This window comes from Cryobacterium suzukii, from assembly GCF_004403185.1.
Taxonomy (GTDB): Bacteria; Actinomycetota; Actinomycetes; order Actinomycetales; family Microbacteriaceae; genus Cryobacterium; species Cryobacterium suzukii.
Genome location: NZ_SOHJ01000011.1, coordinates 180,755 through 197,920 on the forward strand (window position 1 = coordinate 180,755; position 17,166 = coordinate 197,920).

Sequence of the window (17,166 nt, forward strand, 5' to 3'; positions counted from 1 at the left end):
CGTACTGTGCGCCAAGCTGAGTGCCGTCCCGGATCAGCGCTCCAGTTGGGCGAGCAGCGCCTCGAGGAACGCGGCCGGGTGTTCCAGATGCGGCGAGTGCCCGCAGTCGGCCAGTTCCAGCTCGGTCAGCTCCCCGCCGGCGGCCCGGTAGGCGCCCAGTACCGCGCGGGTCTGCTGGATCATCGGCTGCGGCGGCGCCACGTCGACACCGGGCCAACCCGGAATCACGCCGAGCTGCCCGAGATAGTTGAGGTCGAAGAACGAGGTGTCCGAGATGATGACGTCGTCGCTGCCGTGGATCCAGAGAATGGCCGGTTTCACGGCCAGGTCGACGATGCCGCTCGTGTTGAAATGGCCGGGAGACATGGTATTGAGCACGCCGCTGCCGCCAGGGGCGAAGCCGGGCCAATTCTCGGAAGGCGTCGAATCACCGGGGTAGTTGCCGACACCTGTTGCCGTGGTGAGCATTGATTCGATCCAGACATCGTCGTGCTCCGAACTGAACGGAGGCTTGACGTAGGTGGTCTGGTACACGGTGCGGGGGCTGGTCGGTTCGGTGCTATGGTCACCGTCATGTAGCCGGGCAACGAAGTCGGGGTTGGCGCCACCAGCACCCGTGCCTGCGTCGTCGGCGCTCAGCCGATGGCCGTCCGTTCCCCCCGTGCCGCCAAAGCCGTAGGGGGAAACCGGCGCGACCAGGGTCAGGGTCGCCGCAAGGCTGGCGTGGTCGAGCAGCAACTGCATGGTGACACCGCCGCCCATGCTCCAGCCCACGAGGTGCACCCCGGCGACGCCGAGCTCGGCCAACACGGCTGCAACATCGTCGGAGTAGTCGGCCAGGCCCCGAGTGGCATCGACCGGAAGTGTCGCGCTGCTGCCGAAGCCGCGCAGGTCGATGGCGAGCGCGCGCACCGAGGCGGGAAGGGCCAACATGAGCGGCTGCCAGAACAGTGACGACGACACGTTGCCGTGTATGAAGACGACGGTCGCCGTGGCGGTTCCTGTCGCCGTCCGTTCGAGCACGCCAGCGCGCAGTCGCGGGGTAAGCACGCTGCGTTCGGCAATGCCGTCGAAAATGTTGCTTCTGCTCATATCGGGGTCCTCTCTGACTCCTTGATCTGTGCCTTCACGGCCCGGGCTACCCGGTCGGCGCCACGGTCGCTCATGATGATCGTGTAGTGGTTGACGTCGTCGACCTCCTGCACGGTTAGGTGCGACAGTTGAGTTGCCCAGTCAGCGGCGACCGAGCGGTCGTACAGTGCGGTCGGCTCGTTGAGCAACCCGCGCGGCGCGCGCAGAAAATCGATAGGCACAGCCAGACCTCTCAGTGCCTCGGTGTAGCCATCGGAACCGTTGAGCTCCATCACGTTCTCGACCACGGCCGCCAGCCGTGTCGAGGGGTGCAGCGTGGGCGCAACTCCGTCGAGGTCGTAACGGGCGAAGTCGACCACCCGGGGGGACCAGTCGGCCGAAAACGCGGGGTGCCCCCGCCAAAAATCGAGGTAGGTCTGCTCCGTGTCGAAAGTCTGTGACAGGCGTTCGACGGCCGGGCCGAGCATGAGCAGCGGGTCGATGCCAGTATCCCGAGGAATCGGCAGGCCACCGTCGACCAGAACAAGCGAGTCGACCCGGTCAGGGTGCAAGTGGGCGAGCCAGACGGCGACGAACGCGCCCATCGAGTGGCCCACCACCACGGCGCGGTCAACCTCCAGAAAATCCAGCAGCCGGGCCAGATCATCCGCGTGCCGGCGCAGCCCGTATGGCCCAGGCAGCGCGTTACTGCGAGCACGGCCACGCAGATCGGGAGCGATCACCCGATGGCTCCCGAGGCGGTCGGTCAGCCACGGCCAGGTGAGGTGGGAAGCCGTGATGCCGTGGATAGCGAGCACCGTCGTCTGCTGCCCGCTGTGCGGCGCCGCACGCCACTGGCCACCGCACAGGTCTCCCCCGGCGACCGGAGCCCGGAACGGCTGGTAATCGTCACTCATGACTTCCTCGTTTCCACGATCCTGCTGGCGACGTTTCTATTGCCCCCGAGTGCGCCCTCAATGAAGCGCATCATCTGCTCGAAGACGTGCTCGGGCACGGCGCGCGTTCCGCTCGCGAATGGATCAGACTCCGCCCCTTCGTCGGCTCCATCATCACCCCAAAGCACCCAGCGCATGCCGATCATCTCACCGATGCCCATGAGCGCCCAGGCGGCGACAGTCGGATCGATATCGCTGATCTCCCCCGCAGCGCCGGCCGCGCGCAGCCCCGTTATGTAGCCCTCGACGATGCGGGTGTAGTGCAGCCGCAGGGCCCCAGGCGAGACGAACTCGGCCTCGCGAATTACCCGATACAGGGCGGGGTGGTCGGCGGTGAATTGAAAGAAAGCCCGAAATCCGGCGCGTTCCGAATCGATGCGATTTTCCGTGGCAGCGGATGCCGCACTCATCGCCAACCGCACGCGGTGATTGAGGTCCTCGACCAGTTCGTCGAAGATCTGCAGTTTTGAGTCGAAGTACAGGTAGAACGTGCCCTGACCGATGCCGGCGGCATCCGTTATGCGCGAGATCGACGCGTCGGCGTAGCCGACCCGCGAGAACACCTGCTCGGCGGCCTCGATGAGCTTGCGTTTCGTTTCTTCGCCTCGGGCGGTGCGCGGCTTTCCGGCGCTCAATGTTCGTTTCCTATCTTCTCAAAATCAAGACCGTGGTGCCAGTGCTCGAGCAGCTGGCGCCGCAGCACCTTGTTGCCGAGGGATCGTGGAATTTCCGGCACGAAACGCACGAACGCCGGCACCTTGAATGCGGCCAGCTGGGTGCGGGCATAGGCCAGGACGTCGACCTCATCGGGCGAGAATCCGGGCGCCAGCACAATGAAGGCGACGCCGACCTCGCCCCAGCGCTCGTGCGGAACCCCGATGACGGCGACCTCGGCGACCGCGGCGTGCTCGATCAGAACGGTTTCCACCTCGGCGGGAGCGACGCTCTCGCCGCCCGAGATGAAGATGTCGGTGAGCCGGTCGATCACGGCGAAGTAGCCGTGCTCGTCGCGGCGCACGAGGTCGCCGGTGTGCAGCCAGCCGCCGCGCAGGGTTCGGGCGGTCTCCTCCGGGGCGCGAAAGTAGCCGGAGAACACGCCGGGACCGCGCACGAGCAGTTCCCCAGTGGCGGCACCTCCGAGCAGGTCGCCGGTGACCGGATCGGCAACGGCAACCTCCACGTGCGGGTACGGCTTGCCGGCATAGCCGACCATGCTGCGCGCCTCGTCGTCGGGCAGGCACAGTACGTTCGGGGACGCTTCGGTCAGCCCATAACCCTGAGTGAGGGCCACGCCGCGGGCGTGCCAGGTGCGCAGCAGCGGCGCAGGCATTGGCGCCCCGCCGACGACGGCATGGTTCAGACTCGACAGGTCGGTCGCGGCAAAGTCCGGATGCTGCGCGAGGAAGAGGTAGTTCGCTGGAACTCCCATCATCGTCGTGATACGGCGGTCCGCAATCAGGTGCAGCACCCGGCCGGGGTCGAAGGTGCGCTCGAGCACGACGGTGGCGCCCATCCACCAGGCCAGCAGGGGCTGAATGTTCCAGCCGCCCACGTGATACTGAGGCATGACCGAGAGCACGACGTCCTTGCTGGTGATCTCCGTGATCCGGGAGAGCGACAGGTTGGTCCAGAAGCAGTTCGAGTGGGTCAGCACGACGCCCTTGGCCGGGCCGAGCGTGCCGGAAGTGAACACGATCAGCAAAGGGTCGTCGTCCTGCACGGATCTGGCCACCAGAGGCTCGTCCCAGCCACGGCGCGGGGAAGGCACGACGGTTTCAACTCCACGAACGCCGAGCAGCGTTGACGGGAGAGGCTCGGGAAGTCGGCTCTGGGCATCCGTTGCCAGGGTCTGGAACTCGTCTTCGACCAGCAACAGTGCCGGATCGGCGCGCTGCAGCTGCGCGGCCAATTCCCGGGGTGCGAGCCGCCAGGAGAGCGGCACAAGCACGAGACCGGCCTGGGCGCAGGCGAAGAACAGCACGACCTGATCCGAGCTGTTGCCGGTGATGGTCGCGACCCGGTCTCCTACGCCGAATCCGGCGGCGCGAAACGCGGCGGCGAGGTCGCCGGCCCGGTCGTCGAGGTCGCGGTAGCGCAGTGTGACGCCCCGGTCGTCGACGGCGACGCGTTCGGGTGTGGTTCGGGCCCGGTCACGGGTCCACCGGCCAAGGGTGTGCAGGTCGTCGGTCATATCTCCTCCGCCTCAAGCATGCGCTCCCGGCCCCGTCTTGACGGCCGATGCGGCCGGCCGCTGCGCTTGGTCAGGCCGGCCAGCCCTCCCGGAAGGAACAACACCACGAGAATAAACAGGGTGCCGAGGATGAACAACGGCTGCGACAACGGAATTCGCAGCAGGTCGGGCAATCCGGCGATGAACTCGGACCCGGCGAGGGCGGTCAGCCGCTGGTCGAGCAGCGTGTAGACGATCGCGCCGAGCACAGCTCCCCAACGCAGCCCGACGCCGCCGAGCACGACGATCACCAGCAGCGTCAGCGTGAAGTCCGGCGTTGCGACCCGGGGAGAAACCCCGCTCTGGAGCAGCAGGAACGCAGCGCCGGCCAGGGCGGCGAGCGCACCGGCGATGGCGAAAATGAGCAGCCGCACAAGATAGGGACGGATGCCGATGACGCGTACCCGAAGTTCGTTTTCGCGCGTCGCGGCCACGACGTGCCCGGCTCGCGACTTCTCCACCCACAAGACCACGAGGTAGACGATCACGAGCACCGCGAGCGAGAGCCAGTACAGGTTTCGGGTGTTGAGCACCCCGACGAGATCGTCGGGCACGTGTGAGACGTCGAGGGTGAGCCCCTCCTCACCGCCGGTCTGCCCGCCCGGGTTGCGCCGCACCACGACCGAGCCGGCCTGCGCGAAGGCGAGGGTGACCATGGCGAAGGAGATACCGGTGACGCGCAAACTCACGGAGCCGACCAGAGCGGCCAGGACGAAACCGATCAGCACGGTGATGAGGATGGCCGCGACGAACGTCGCGCCGGCCGGCAACCAGCTCGGCGAGAAGTTGCGCAACACGATTCCGAGCCCGTAGGCGCCGGCCGCGAAGAACAGCGCGTGCCCGAACGAGAGCATGCCGGCCAGCCCGAACAAAAGGTGGTAGCTGAGTGCGAGGGCCGCAATGAGCATGGCGTAGGCGAGCAGTTGCAGCGTGCCCGGAGTGTAAGTCGGGCCGGGAAAGACCCCGGGGATGCTGATATTCAGCAGCGGCAGCAGCAGCATGAGCAGCACCAGGGCGGCACTCGCGGCTATCTTGGTGACCGGTCGGGCCCACATCGATCTCATACTTTTGCTCCCAACAGTCCGCGCGGGCGCAGCAGCAGCACCGCGGCGAGGGCGAGCACCACGGCGAGGTCGCCGGTGCCGCCGAGATAGAAGTTCGCGAACTGCTGCAGCACCGCCACCAGAACGGATGCGATGGCCGCCCCGGCGAGGGACCCCAGACCTCCGATGACGGTCACGATGAAGGCGAAGATCAGCAGGGATCCGCCGATGTGGGCCGAGACATAGCCGTAATAGATCGAGGCGAGCACCCCGCCGAGGCCGGCGGCGGCGCCGCCGATCGCGAAGACCAGTGTGAAGGCGCGGCGCACGTCGATGCCGAGCGCGGTGACCATGAGCCGATTCTCGACGCCGGCCCGAATGATCAGGCCATACCGGGTGAACTTGAGGAACAGCACGATCGCCACGAGCACGAGCACCGCCACAACGATGAGCATGAACCGGTTGTTCGGAATGCGAGCACCGAGAATCTCGGTCGTCTGCCCTAGCCAGGACGGGCTAGTGACGTAGGTCGGGTCGGTGCCCCAGATTCCTTCGAACAGGGCAACGGAGGCGAGTGCGAGGCCGACGGTCACGAGCACCTGTTCGATGTGCCGGTTGTACAGCCGTCGGATCAGAAAGAATTCGGTGGCGGCAGCGACGAGCGCACCGACCACGGCTCCGGTCAGCATGGCGGCGGCCAGCGCCCACCAAGAGCCGTCGCTCAAGCGGCGGGCGACCTCCCAGCCGATGAAGGCGCCGATGGTTAGGAATGAGCCGTGCGCGAAGTTGAGCACGCCCATGAGGCCATAGATGAGGGAGAGGCCGGAGGCGACGAGAAAGTAGAGGGCACCGAGGCCGAGGCCGGTGATGAGCAGCAGAACGATGGTACTCATGCCGGCACCGTCGCATCCGTCTGTCCGGCGCTGCTTCGTTCCGAGCCGCTGTGCACGCCCAGGTAGCGCTGGATGCGTTCGGGGTCGTCGAGCAGTTCCGAGGCCTCGCCGGTGAAGACGACCCGACCACCGGACAGCACGACCACCCGGTCGGCGAGCTGCCGGATCACCTGCAGGTTCTGTTCCACCAACAGGATCGGCACCGTTTTCGCGGCGGCGAGCAACGCCTGGGCGACCTCGCCGACGATCTTCGGCGAAAGACCCTTGGTGGGTTCGTCGACCAGCAGCAGCCGGTTCTGGTTCAGCAAGGCGCGGGCCAGAGACACCATCTGCTGCTGTCCGCCGGAGAGCGTGCCGGCTAGCTGGGCCTGGCGTTGCACCAGGTCGGGGAAGAGTTCCTCGACCAGGGCCCGGTTGGGGTGGGCGGAGCGTTCAGCGAGTTTCAAGTTCTCGGCGACGGTGAGTTTGCCGAAGACCTCGCGGTCTTCCGGCACGTAGCCGACGCCGAGCTGCACGACCTTGTGGGTCGGCAGCCGGTCGATCCGGCGTCCGCCGAGGGTGACCTCGCCGCTGCGATCGATCAGGCCGAGGATCGACTTGATCGTGCTGGTCTTGCCGACGCCGTTGCGGCCGAGCAGTGCGGTGACGCCGGTGTCCAGCACGTTGAACGAGACGTCTTCGACGACCTGTTGACCCTGGATGCGGCCGTACAGGTTGCGCACGGTGAGGACGTTGGTGGTGCTCGAGTTGGTGCTCATACCGGATCTCCGAGATAGGCGGATTGCACCGTGGGATTCTTCATCACGGCATCGGGGGTGTCGCAGGCGAGCAGCTCGCCGTGGTGCATGACCGCAACGCGGTCGACCAGGCCGAGTACGACCTCCATGTGGTGTTCGACCATGAGCACGGTGCGGCCACCATGGTGCAGGCCGCGAATGACGTCCATCAGGCCGGGGATATCACCAGAGCCAACGCCGGCCATCGGCTCGTCGAGCAGAATGACGCTCGGATCCATGGCCAGCAGCATTGCGATCTCCAGCTTGCGCTTGTCGCCGTGCGAGAGGCCGCCGGCCAGGCTCTGGGCATGGTCGGCGAGGCCGACCTCGTCGAGTCGCGCGGCGGCCAGTCGGGTAGCGGCATCCGTTACCCGGGGAAACCGGGTGACGAGGCTGCCGCCGCCGGCCTTGGCCTGTGCGGCCAGACGCACGTTCTCGGTAGCGCTGAGCCCGTTGAACAGGCTCGAAGTTTGAAAGGTGCGGCCGAGACCGGCCCGTGCCCTGACATGGATCGGTTCCCGGGTCATGTCGCGGCCGTTATGCCGCACCACACCTTCCGTGGCGAACATCACTCCGGAAATCAGGTTGAACAGGGTTGTCTTACCGGCCCCATTGGGGCCGATCACACCGAGCATCTCGCCCCGCGGGATCGACAGCGACACATCGTTGAGGATGCGGGCACCGCCGATCTGCAGTCCGACTCGCTCTAAGGTGAGCACATCCATGCTGAGCACGGGCTGGTCCGGCATCGGGTTACTTCGCTGCGGTGACCGGCGGGGCGACGGTCTTCGCGTCGACGGTCTCGATCAGTTCCGGCGACCATGTGCCATCGGTGCCTTCCTTGAGCGTCGCCTGGAACATCGGCTGCAGAACGGCGTGGTCTTCGGCGCGAATGGTGAGCGAACCCTTGACCGAGTCGAAGGTGTAGCCCTCGAGTGAGGCGATCATGTCGTCGACGTTGTCGCCGCCACCCTCACGCACGGCCTGCACGAGCAGCTGTGCGGCAACGAAGCCGTCGGGCGAGAACAGGTCTGCCTGCGCATCGTTGGCCTTGAGGTAGCTGATCATGGCCTTACTTTGCTCGTTATCGGTGGCTGACGCGAAGTAGTGCGACAGGAAGCTGATCTGGCCGCTCGCCTCTCCATAGGCACCGTAGGTCGAGACGTCACCGAGGCCGGTCACCACGGGAACAGCGTCGAAGACGCCCTGCTGTTGCAGCGCGGTCCACATAGCGCCGGTGCTGGCACCGGCCCACGCTACGAAGATGAGGTCGGGTGAGGCGTCCAGCAGCTGCTGCGCGAAGGGCGTGAACTCGGTCGCGTCTTCGGCGACGAGCACGCCTTCGACGGTTGCGCCCTTGGCACCCAGCACGGCCTGGACTCCGGCGAGGTTGCCCTGGCCGAAGGCGTTGTCCTGGGCGAAGACCACGATCTTCTTGCCGCTCGGGTCGCCGATGAACGTTCCGGCGGTCGCGACATCTTCGTAGGTCTGACGTCCGGAGCGGAAGGTGTAGTCGTTGATGCCGGTGATGGCGTCGGCAGCGGCTGGGCCGGAGATGTAAAGGATCTTGTTTTGCGCGGCCTGCTCGGCGAGGGTGACGGCGATGCCCGAAGCGACGGTGCCGGCCAGAATCTGGTAGCCCTGCCCGATCAGATCCTTGGCGACCGAGACGGCAGTGTCGGGGTTGCCCTGGTCATCCTTCCAGGTGATGTCGAGCTCCCGGCCGTCGACCATACCGGTTCCGTCGGTCGCGTAGTCGAGGCCGGCCTCGAAGCCGGCGGTGTATGCGGCGCCATAGGCGGCGAGCGGGCCGGTCGCCGAGGTGATCATGCCTACCTGCACTGCGGCCTTGTCGGTGGAATCGCTGGCTGCCGTGCCGCCGGTCGTTGTCGTTGGTGCGCATCCGACCAGGGTGAGGGCGGCGACGGCGATGAACGCCGGGGCCAGGAACATCTTCGTTACCCGCATGAAATTTGCCTCTGTTCTTTGGTTGCTTGCTGTGAGTGGGGTGGTGTCAGGAGGTGCTGGGAGAGTGACTGCCAAGAAAATAACGCAAACATGACAGGTGGTTCAGGTATCAGGAATCTATGGGCGATCGACGCTAGTGTCAAGGTTCAGGCGTAAACCGATACCCAGACGTGGCCAATATGCTGGAGGCCTCACCTCATTGACAAAGGAGTCCCGATGACCGAAAACGATGTCGTAATCCTGGCCGGATCACGCACCCCGCAGGGTCGCGTGAACGGGCAGCTCTCGTCCCTCACCGCCGTTGACCTCGGCGCCGCAGCCATCGCCGGGGCCCTCTCTCGCGCCGGAGTGGCTCCGGAGCAGGTCGACTTCGTGCTTATGGGGCAGGTACTGCAAGCCGGCTGCGGGCAGAACCCGGCCCGGCAATCCAGCGTGGCTGCAGGCATCCCCTGGAACGTGCCGGCCATGACGCTCAACAAGGTGTGCCTGTCCGGCTTGGCCGCCGTGATAGATGCCGCCCGGCTGGTGCGGCTCGGCGAAGCGGATGTCGTCGTGGCCGGCGGCCAGGAATCCATGTCGCGCGCACCCCACCTGCTGCCCGGCTCCCGCCAAGGCTGGGCCTACGGAACGGTTTCGGCTCTCGATCACGCCGCCCACGACGGACTCACCGACGCGTTCGACGGACTCTCGATGGGACTCTCGACCGAGCGCGCCAACGTTGAACTCGGCCAGACTCGACTCGAGCAGGACGAAATCGCCGCCACCTCGCACCAGCGGGCCGCCGCGGCCGCGGCACACGACGTCTTTCACGACGAGATCACGCCGATCAGCGTGCCGCAGCGCAAAGGCGAGCCGCTCGTGATCAGCACCGACGAGGGTGTGCGTGCCGAGAGCACGACCGAGACGCTCGGCCGGTTGCGCCCCGCCTTCGACCCCGCGGGAAGCATTACCGCCGGCAATGCCGCCCCCCTGAGCGACGGGGCGAGCGCGGTCGTCGTGACCAGCCGCGGCTGGGCCGAAAAGCACGGCCTGCCCTGGTTGGCTGTGATTGAGGCCAGCGGCCAGGTTGCCGGCCCCGACAACTCCCTGCACTCCCAGCCGGCCAACGCGATCGCGCACGCACTCTCCCGCCAGGGCTGGACTGTGGCGGACCTCGACGTGATCGAGATCAACGAGGCCTTCGCCTCGGTCGTGGCGCAGTCGTCGAAGGTACTCGGGGTGAGCGCCGACGAAGTGAACATTCACGGCGGCGGCATCGCGATCGGCCACCCCATCGGATCGAGCGGCGGGCGCATCGCCCTGCATGCCGCGCTCGAACTGGCGCGTCGCGGCACCGGCAAGGCCGCCGTGGCCCTGTGCGGCGGCGGCGGCCAGGGCGAGGCGCTGCTGCTGTCGCGGTAACGTCTGGCTGGGTACGGCTAGGCCGGTCAGACCAGACCAAGCCGGGTCGGAATCCCAGTGTGGTGCCATGACTCGATGCTGCGTCTGGGCGCGGGGCGCCGCATCCGCCCGCGGGAGTAGTGCCCTACCCGAAGAAGTTGATCGGCTTGACGATGTCGGCGTAGATGAGCAACAGGCTCATCCCGCCGAGCAAAATCACCACAGCCAGGGTGAGCGGCATGAGCTTGGCCATGTCGACCGGTCCCGGGTCGGGTCGCTTGAACAGCTTCGCGAAGAATCGACGGATGCCTTCCCAAAGCGCCCCGGCCACGTGGCCGCCGTCGAGCGGCAGCAGGGGCACCAGATTGAACACGAACAGGGCGATATTGAGCGATCCGAGCAGCTGAAGCATGCTCGCGACCTTGGTGGCCACCGGAATGGTGTCCATACTGGCCAGTTCGCCGGCCACCCGGCCGACACCGACCACGCTGATCGGTCCGTCCAGGTCGCGCTCCCCCGGGCCGAACGCGGCATTGGCCACGGCCACGAGCCGGTCGGGCAGGTTGAGAATCACGTGGGCGACTCCGGCGATGTTGTCGCCGACCATCGGCAGCACGGCCGTCACGGGCTGGGGCACCAGTTCGCTCGCGGCTCCGATGCCGACGAAGCCGACCTCCTCCGTGATCGCGGCGCCGGAAGCATCCGTTCTAATTTTGTTATCAGCGGTGTAGACGTAGCGTTCGGTGAGTTTGGGGGTGAGTGCGAGATCGACGTCGGTACCGTCTCGTTCGACGACGACGGCGAGGGTACGACCGGGCGCCGAGCGGATGATCTCGGTCGACTGCTCCCAGCTCGCGATGGCGGTGCCGCCGATACTGACCAGTCGGTCTCCGGGCAGTAGACCGGAAGCGGCACCGGGCGACGCTTCATCGGTGGCCGCGCAGGTCTGTCGGTCGTTCGATGCGGGCAGCACGCACTCGCTCACGCTGCCGACGGTGGTGCTGATCTGCGCGCTTCCGAATCCCATGAGCAAAATTGCAAACATCACGATCGCGATGAGCAGATTCATGGTCGGCCCGCCGAGCATGATGATCACGCGTTTGTAGACCGGCAGTTGATAGAACGCGCGGTGGTCTTCGCCCTCGCCGATGGTCTCCGCGCTGGCCTGGCGGGCGTCGTCGACCAGGGTGGACAGGGCGCTGGTTTTCTTCTCCGGTGCGCCCTCCTGCACCATCTGGTCGAAGAAGCCGGTGGTGGTGCTGCGGGGGGCTCCGCCCTTCTTGGAGGGCGGGAACATGCCGATCATGGCGATATAACCACCGAGAGGCAGCGCTTTGACGCCGTACTCCGTCTCGCCCTTGGTGCGCGACCAAATCGTGGGCCCGAAGCCGATCATGTACTGGGTGACCTTGACACCAAACAGCTTCGCGGGCACGAGGTGGCCGATTTCGTGCAGGCCGATGGACACGGCGAGTCCGACGACGACGATCGCGACGCCCAGTATGAACAGCAGTACGTTTTCCACTGTCGTAGAGTAACCGCATCAAGCTGCAAAGCGGCTGGCTGTGCGCCCCGACCTCCCGGTTTAAGAGGTGCATGTGCTTTGCTAGAAGGCGGACGCACCAGGAGGTCCCTTGTCTTACGAACCTGTTCCCACGCAGAAGCTGCCCGTTCCGGCCACACTCGGCCCGATCGGCAGCCTGTTAGCCAACCGATTTTTGATCGAGAGCCTCATCGGTACCGGGGGGATGGCATCCGTCTATCGAGCGATGGATACCGCTCTGGGCCGCACCGTGGCCGTCAAACTGTTTCGCGCCGACGGCTCCGCGTCGGAGCCCGAGCGGCAGAGCGGTGAGATCGCCCTGCTCGCGAGCCTGAACCATTTCGCCCTGGTCACCCTGTTTGACGCGGGCACCGCAACCGTCGATGGCTCCCCACGCACTTTCATCGTGATGGAACTCGTCAACGGCCCCGATCTGCGCACCCGCATCGAGGGCGGCCCACTGGGTGGCCTCGAAGTGGCCGTGATGGGTGCCGATCTCGCCGAAGCGCTGCACTACGTGCACGAGCAGGGCATCATTCACCGGGACGTCAAGCCGGCGAATGTTTTGCTGGCGCCTTCCGGCTTCCCCGGCCGCAACATGCACGCCAAGCTCGCCGATTTCGGCATTGCCCGGCTGCTCGACGAAACCCGGCTCACCGCGACCGGGTCACTGCTCGGCACCGCGAGCTATCTCAGTCCTGAGCAGGCACTCGGTGGAGCTATCGGCGCGCCGACGGACGTCTATTCCCTCGGGCTGGTGCTGCTCGAGTGCCTCACCGGGGTGCGCGCCTACCCCGGAACCGCCGTGGAATCGGCGATGGCGCGGCTGCAGCGTCAGCCCGAGATTCCCAGCCAGCTCGGCCGCGACTGGACCGACGTTCTCCGTGCCATGACCGCCCGCGATTTCGCCGACCGGCCCACCGCCGCCGACGCCGCCGGATTGCTGCGTGCGCTCGCCACCGGCAGCCGCAACGCCGAGGTGCCCACCAGGCTGTTGCCCGCGGCGGCGCCCACTGCCACCCTGTTGATGCCGGCCGCCGCGCCCGACCCCACCCTGTTGATGCCGGCCGCCGCGCCCGACCCCACCCTGTTGATGCCGGCCGCCGCAGACGCTGACGCCCCGACCGAGCTTTTGAAAACGGATGCTCCCGCCAGCATCCCCGCCGCCAGCATCCCCGCTTCCAACGTCCCCGCCAAGCCGCGCCGCCCCGTGCGCCGCCGGCTGCTTCTCCCGGTTGCGAGTGGGCTCATCTTGATCGCCCTTGCCGTCGCCGCCCTGCTCCTGCTCAACCCGGCCGAAGCTCCAGCCGCGGTACCACCGAGTTATCCGGCCGTGGACGGCACGCTCGGCACCCACCTTCAAGAGCTGCAGGAAAGCGTGAACCCGTGAATCGACGCCATCGGCTGCCCCTGGCCGCCCTCCTCCTCCTCCTGCCGCTGACCGGCTGCACGGCCACCGCCGTCGACCTGCAGGCTGTCACGGCCGAGCAGCTGCAGACCGAGATTCTGGCGATCAGTGAAGCTTCCGCCGACGGAGACTTCGCCGACGCCCAGTCGTTGCTCACCGCCATGCAAGCGAATCTGCGCACGGCGGCCGCTTCCGGCCAAGTCAGCGCCGAACGATCGGCGTCGATACAGTCCGCGATCAATCTGGTGCGGGACGACCTGACCGTTGAGATCGATGCCGCCGTCGTGGCTGAGGAGGCCGCAGCGAAGGCCGCGGAGGAGGCCGCGGCCGCGCAGCAGAACGACGAAGACGCCAAGGACCGCGCCGAACAGGCAAAAGACGATGCGGAAAACGCCAAGAAGGACGCTGAAAACGCGAAGGAGAACCGCGAAGACCGCGACGACTGACCGGTGCGTTAGTGGGCCGCGATGAGCTGGTCAGCGGCGGCACGCGCCCAGCGTTCGGCCTCGGCGAGCGACTCCCTGGTAAGTTCTGCGCCCTGTTCGTGGGATTCGACCACGCGCAGCACCGTGTCGACGATGTCCAGAAAACCGATGCGTCCGGCGTGAAAAGCAGCAACGGCCTGCTCGTTGGCCGCGTTGAATACCGCGGGATAGGTGCCACCCTTGCGGCCGACCTTCTTGGCCAGTTCGACCGCGGGAAAGGCCGCGTTGTCGAGGGGTTCAAAAGTCCAGCTGTGCGGCACTGTCCAGTCGATCGGAGTGCCAACTGCGGCTACCCGGTTCGGCCAGTCCAGTCCGAGCGAGATCGGCAGCCGCATGTCCGGGGGGCTTGCCTGCGCGATCGTCGACCCATCGACGAATTCGACCATCGAGTGCACCACGGATTGCGGGTGGACGACGGCGTCAATGCGATCGTATTCCACGTCGAACAACAGGTGCGCCTCGATGATTTCCAGGCCCTTGTTCACGAGGGTGGCCGAGTTGGTAGTCACCACGAGGCCCATATTCCAGGTGGGGTGCGCGAGGGCCTGCGTGGGCGTGACCCGGGCAAGCTGTTGCCGGGTAAAACCGCGAAACGGCCCACCGGATGCCGTCAGCACGAGTCGACGCACTTCGTGCTGGGTTCCTGCAAGCAATGCCTGCGCAATGGCGGAGTGTTCGGAGTCAACGGGCACGATCTGGCCGGGAGCCGCGATCGATTTCACGAGGTCACCGCCGACAATGAGCGACTCCTTATTCGCCAAGGCCAGGATGCGACCAGCCTTCAACGCGGCGAGCGTCGGCCCGAGCCCGACCGAACCGGTGATGCCGTTCAGCACGACGTCGGCGTCGACGTCCCGCACAAGCTGCTCGGCAGCATCCGCTCCCAGGGCTGTGTGCTCGACCTGAAAGTCGAGGGCTTGCTCCGCGAGCAGGTCGCGGTCACTGCCGGCCGCGAGGCCAACCACCTCGAATCGTTCAGGGTTGGCGCGGATAACGTCGAGGGCCTGGGTTCCGATCGAGCCCGTAGACCCGAGGATAATTACTCGCTGCACCCCTCCATGCTAGGTGCACGCCGTCCGTGGCGTAGTGTCAACGGGTGACCGGTGCCAGAGCAGAACCCAAAGACGACGACGCAACCGGTCCCCTCGATAGCGACCCCTCAGCCGTCATCGCCGACGTGCCCGACGAACCAGAACGCGTGAAGCGTCCGGGATTCGTCTACTTTCTTGGCTACGGCATCATGGCCCCGGTCGCCCGCATCGTGTTTCGCCCGCACATCGTTGGCCGTGAAAACATCCCGGCGACCGGCAAAGTCATCCTCGCCAGCAACCACCTGTCTTTCATCGACAGCATCGTCATCCCACTCGTCGCGACCCGCCGGGTGCAGTTTCTCGCGAAATCGACCTACTTCACCGGAACCGGGTTTAAGGGCTGGGTGTCCCGCACGTTCTTCACCGCGATCGGTGCGATCGGGGTCGAACGCGGCGCCGGACAGGCCGCGCAGGTCGCGCTCGACGCCGGTCGCGCCGTACTCGAAGCCGAGGGCGCCTTCGCGATCTACCCGGAGGGCACACGTTCTCTCGACGGCCGTCTCTATAAGGGCCGCACCGGAGTCGCCTGGCTTGCCCTCACCACTGGCGCCGTCGTGGTACCGGTCGGACTGATCGGCACGCAGGAGATCCAGCCGGTCGGCACCAAGGTTCCGCGAATCCGCCGGGTCACGGTCAGCTTCGGCGAACCGCTCGATCTCAGCCATCACGGGCATGCCACATCGGGCAAGGCCCGCCGCCAGGCAACGGATGAGATCATGGCGGCCATTCACGGCCTGTCCGGCCAGGAATTGGCTCATGCTTACAACGAATCGCCCCCGGTTGGCACGCTGAATCGCCTCGCCCACCGGGTCTTTCCGCGCGAACGCCTGTAGCCGTAACCCACACGCATTCGGTCTCAAGCGGCGACAGTCATAGGCTGGAGCAATGACTGCAACGTATTCGGTGCCCCAGCAACGCAAACTCGTCACGGCTCTTCCCGGCCCCAAGTCGGTTGAACTTCAGGCTCGTCGGGAGAAGACGGTCGCCCGCGGCGCCGGAACCCTCGCCAACATCTACATGGACCACGGCGCGGGAGCGATCCTGGTCGACGTCGACGGAAACCAGATCATCGACCTCGGCTGCGGCATCGGGGTGACCACGATCGGTCACGCGCATCCGGACGTCGCGGCGGCAGCATCCGCGCAGGCAGCGAAACTGACCCACACCCTGTTCACGGTAACGCCATACGAAAACTATGTGGCAGTGGCCGAAAAGCTCGCCGAGATCACCCCCGGTGACTTTGAGAAGCACTCGATTTTGGTCAACTCCGGCGCTGAGGCCGTCGAGAACGCGGTGAAGATCGCCCGCAAGTTCACCGGCCGCCGCGCGATCGTGGCCCTCGACCATGCCTTCCACGGCCGCACCAACCTGACCATGACAATGACCTATCGCCCCTGGCCGGAACGTGCCGGTATGGGTCCGTTCCCCGGTGAGATCTACAGCGTCCCCACCAGCTACCCGTTCCGAGACGGGCTCAGCGGGCTCGAAGCGGCCGAGAAAACCATTGACTACATCACGACTCACATCGGAGCGACCGAGATCGCAGCGTTCTTCGTCGAGCCGATCCAGGGCGACGGCGGCGTCGTCATTCCTGCGCCCGGCTACTTCAAGCGGATTCGCGAATTCTGCACCGAGAACGGCATCGTCTTCGTCGCCGATGAGATTCAGGCTGGCATCGCCCGCACCGGCGTCTGGTACTCGATCGAGCACCACGACGTCGTACCCGACCTGGTGACCACGGCCAAGGGCATCGCCGGCGGCTTTCCCCTCGCAGCCGTCACCGGCCGCGCCGACATCATGGATTCCGTGCAGCCCGGCGGTATCGGCGGCACCTTCGGTGGCAACCCGGTCTCGACCGCAGCAGCCCTCGCGGTGTTCAACCTGATCGAGCGCGACAACCTGCTCGGCGAGGCGCAACGGGTCGAAGCCGCACTCTGGGCGCGCATCGGCGACTGGGCCGAGAAGTTCTCCATCGTCGGCGAGGTACGCGGCAAGGGAGCCATGTTCGGCGTGGAGCTGGTGCACCCCGGCACCAAGAAGCCCTACCCAGAGGCCTTGACTGCCGTAATCAAGCACGCGACCACGAACGGGGTCATCGCGCTGGATGCCGGCAGCTGGGATTCCGTGCTGCGCATCATGCCCAGCGTCGTGATCTCCGACGAGCTGATCGATGACGCTGCGACCGTGCTCGAAGAAGCACTCACCGCCCTGGTGGCCGCCTACCCCGCGTAACCCGGCGTCACTCCCCCGTTCACCGAGCCGTGAGTTTCGGCCACCGAGCCGTGAGTTTGTGGCCAGTTCAGCACTGAAATGGCCTCAAGC

Annotated in this window: 16 protein-coding genes; 5 read left to right on the forward strand and 11 right to left on the reverse strand. The window is 66.2% G+C overall.

Going from position 1 to position 17,166, the window contains the following annotated elements:
* Positions 1 to 33: 33 nt before the first annotated feature.
* From E3T39_RS10625 to E3T39_RS10665, 9 genes are read right to left on the reverse strand one after another with little or no spacing between them, the layout of a single operon-like run.
* Positions 34 to 1,092: an alpha/beta fold hydrolase gene (locus E3T39_RS10625; RefSeq protein ID WP_134515107.1), complete on the reverse strand. Its 1,059-nt coding sequence runs from the start codon at positions 1,090 to 1,092 to the stop codon at positions 34 to 36.
* Complete coding sequence (locus tag E3T39_RS10630; RefSeq protein ID WP_134515109.1) at positions 1,089 to 1,988, reverse strand: alpha/beta hydrolase; 900 nt, start codon at positions 1,986 to 1,988, stop codon at positions 1,089 to 1,091. Before E3T39_RS10630 ends, E3T39_RS10625 begins: the two co-directional genes overlap by 4 nt.
* The gene (locus E3T39_RS10635) at positions 1,985 to 2,662 is read right to left on the reverse strand and encodes a TetR/AcrR family transcriptional regulator (RefSeq protein ID WP_134515111.1); all 678 of its coding nucleotides are present in this window, start codon (positions 2,660 to 2,662) and stop codon (positions 1,985 to 1,987) included. Before E3T39_RS10635 ends, E3T39_RS10630 begins: the two co-directional genes overlap by 4 nt.
* Complete coding sequence (locus tag E3T39_RS10640) at positions 2,659 to 4,218, reverse strand: class I adenylate-forming enzyme family protein (RefSeq protein WP_134515113.1); 1,560 nt, start codon at positions 4,216 to 4,218, stop codon at positions 2,659 to 2,661. The genes E3T39_RS10635 and E3T39_RS10640 overlap by 4 nt, the downstream gene beginning before the upstream one ends.
* A complete protein-coding gene (locus E3T39_RS10645) occupies positions 4,215 to 5,321 on the reverse strand; it encodes a branched-chain amino acid ABC transporter permease (protein WP_134515115.1) in 1,107 nt (368 codons plus the stop codon). The genes E3T39_RS10640 and E3T39_RS10645 overlap by 4 nt, the downstream gene beginning before the upstream one ends.
* The gene (locus tag E3T39_RS10650; RefSeq protein WP_134515117.1) at positions 5,318 to 6,193 is read right to left on the reverse strand and encodes a branched-chain amino acid ABC transporter permease; all 876 of its coding nucleotides are present in this window, start codon (positions 6,191 to 6,193) and stop codon (positions 5,318 to 5,320) included. Before E3T39_RS10650 ends, E3T39_RS10645 begins: the two co-directional genes overlap by 4 nt.
* A complete protein-coding gene (locus E3T39_RS10655) occupies positions 6,190 to 6,951 on the reverse strand; it encodes an ABC transporter ATP-binding protein (RefSeq protein ID WP_134515119.1) in 762 nt (253 codons plus the stop codon). Before E3T39_RS10655 ends, E3T39_RS10650 begins: the two co-directional genes overlap by 4 nt.
* Positions 6,948 to 7,718, reverse strand: a complete 771-nt coding sequence (locus tag E3T39_RS10660) for an ABC transporter ATP-binding protein (protein WP_134515121.1) — start codon at positions 7,716 to 7,718, stop codon at positions 6,948 to 6,950. The genes E3T39_RS10655 and E3T39_RS10660 overlap by 4 nt, the downstream gene beginning before the upstream one ends.
* 4 nt (positions 7,719 to 7,722) lie before the next feature.
* Positions 7,723 to 8,937 (reverse strand): substrate-binding domain-containing protein, encoded by a 1,215-nt coding sequence (locus E3T39_RS10665; RefSeq protein ID WP_134515123.1) that lies wholly within the window; start codon positions 8,935 to 8,937, stop codon positions 7,723 to 7,725.
* A gap of 216 nt (positions 8,938 to 9,153) precedes the next feature.
* Between E3T39_RS10665 and E3T39_RS10670 the strand changes: the two genes are divergently transcribed.
* Positions 9,154 to 10,338: an acetyl-CoA C-acetyltransferase gene (locus E3T39_RS10670; protein ID WP_134515125.1), complete on the forward strand. Its 1,185-nt coding sequence runs from the start codon at positions 9,154 to 9,156 to the stop codon at positions 10,336 to 10,338.
* 124 nt (positions 10,339 to 10,462) lie between these two features.
* Here the strand turns inward: E3T39_RS10670 and E3T39_RS10675 are convergent, their stop codons facing one another.
* On the reverse strand, positions 10,463 to 11,842 hold the full coding sequence (locus E3T39_RS10675) for a M50 family metallopeptidase (RefSeq protein ID WP_134515127.1): 1,380 nt from the start codon (positions 11,840 to 11,842) through the stop codon (positions 10,463 to 10,465).
* Positions 11,843 to 11,951: 109 nt separating this feature from the next.
* On the opposite strand from E3T39_RS10675, the gene E3T39_RS10680 reads away from it, so the two are divergent.
* A complete protein-coding gene (locus E3T39_RS10680) occupies positions 11,952 to 13,250 on the forward strand; it encodes a serine/threonine-protein kinase (protein ID WP_241979655.1) in 1,299 nt (432 codons plus the stop codon).
* Positions 13,247 to 13,714: a mucin-associated surface protein gene (locus E3T39_RS10685; protein ID WP_134515129.1), complete on the forward strand. Its 468-nt coding sequence runs from the start codon at positions 13,247 to 13,249 to the stop codon at positions 13,712 to 13,714. The genes E3T39_RS10680 and E3T39_RS10685 overlap by 4 nt, the downstream gene beginning before the upstream one ends.
* Before the next feature lie 8 nt (positions 13,715 to 13,722).
* Here the strand turns inward: E3T39_RS10685 and dxr are convergent, their stop codons facing one another.
* On the reverse strand, positions 13,723 to 14,805 hold the full coding sequence (gene dxr / locus E3T39_RS10690) for a 1-deoxy-D-xylulose-5-phosphate reductoisomerase (protein WP_134515131.1): 1,083 nt from the start codon (positions 14,803 to 14,805) through the stop codon (positions 13,723 to 13,725).
* 44 nt (positions 14,806 to 14,849) lie between these two features.
* On the opposite strand from dxr, the gene E3T39_RS10695 reads away from it, so the two are divergent.
* Entirely contained in the window at positions 14,850 to 15,677 is an 828-nt protein-coding gene (locus E3T39_RS10695) for a lysophospholipid acyltransferase family protein (RefSeq protein ID WP_420898157.1), read from the forward strand.
* 52 nt (positions 15,678 to 15,729) lie between these two features.
* Positions 15,730 to 17,076, forward strand: a complete 1,347-nt coding sequence (locus E3T39_RS10700) for an aminotransferase class III-fold pyridoxal phosphate-dependent enzyme (RefSeq protein WP_134515133.1) — start codon at positions 15,730 to 15,732, stop codon at positions 17,074 to 17,076.
* The last annotated feature ends 90 nt before the right edge of the window (positions 17,077 to 17,166 follow it).

Excerpts from the sequence above, each read along its gene's own strand:
- E3T39_RS10625 (WP_134515107.1), bottom strand. The coding sequence starts at position 1,092 with ATGAGCAGAAGCAACATTTTCGACGGCATTGCCGAACGCAGCGTGCTT.
- E3T39_RS10630 (WP_134515109.1), bottom strand. The coding sequence starts at position 1,988 with ATGAGTGACGATTACCAGCCGTTCCGGGCTCCGGTCGCCGGGGGAGAC.
- E3T39_RS10640 (WP_134515113.1), bottom strand. The coding sequence starts at position 4,218 with ATGACCGACGACCTGCACACCCTTGGCCGGTGGACCCGTGACCGGGCC.
- E3T39_RS10645 (WP_134515115.1), bottom strand. The coding sequence starts at position 5,321 with ATGAGATCGATGTGGGCCCGACCGGTCACCAAGATAGCCGCGAGTGCC.
- E3T39_RS10650 (WP_134515117.1), bottom strand. The coding sequence starts at position 6,193 with ATGAGTACCATCGTTCTGCTGCTCATCACCGGCCTCGGCCTCGGTGCC.
- E3T39_RS10655 (WP_134515119.1), bottom strand. The coding sequence starts at position 6,951 with ATGAGCACCAACTCGAGCACCACCAACGTCCTCACCGTGCGCAACCTG.
- E3T39_RS10660 (WP_134515121.1), bottom strand. The coding sequence starts at position 7,718 with ATGCCGGACCAGCCCGTGCTCAGCATGGATGTGCTCACCTTAGAGCGA.
- E3T39_RS10665 (WP_134515123.1), bottom strand. The coding sequence starts at position 8,937 with ATGCGGGTAACGAAGATGTTCCTGGCCCCGGCGTTCATCGCCGTCGCC.
- E3T39_RS10670 (WP_134515125.1), top strand. The coding sequence starts at position 9,154 with ATGACCGAAAACGATGTCGTAATCCTGGCCGGATCACGCACCCCGCAG.
- E3T39_RS10700 (WP_134515133.1), top strand. The coding sequence starts at position 15,730 with ATGACTGCAACGTATTCGGTGCCCCAGCAACGCAAACTCGTCACGGCT.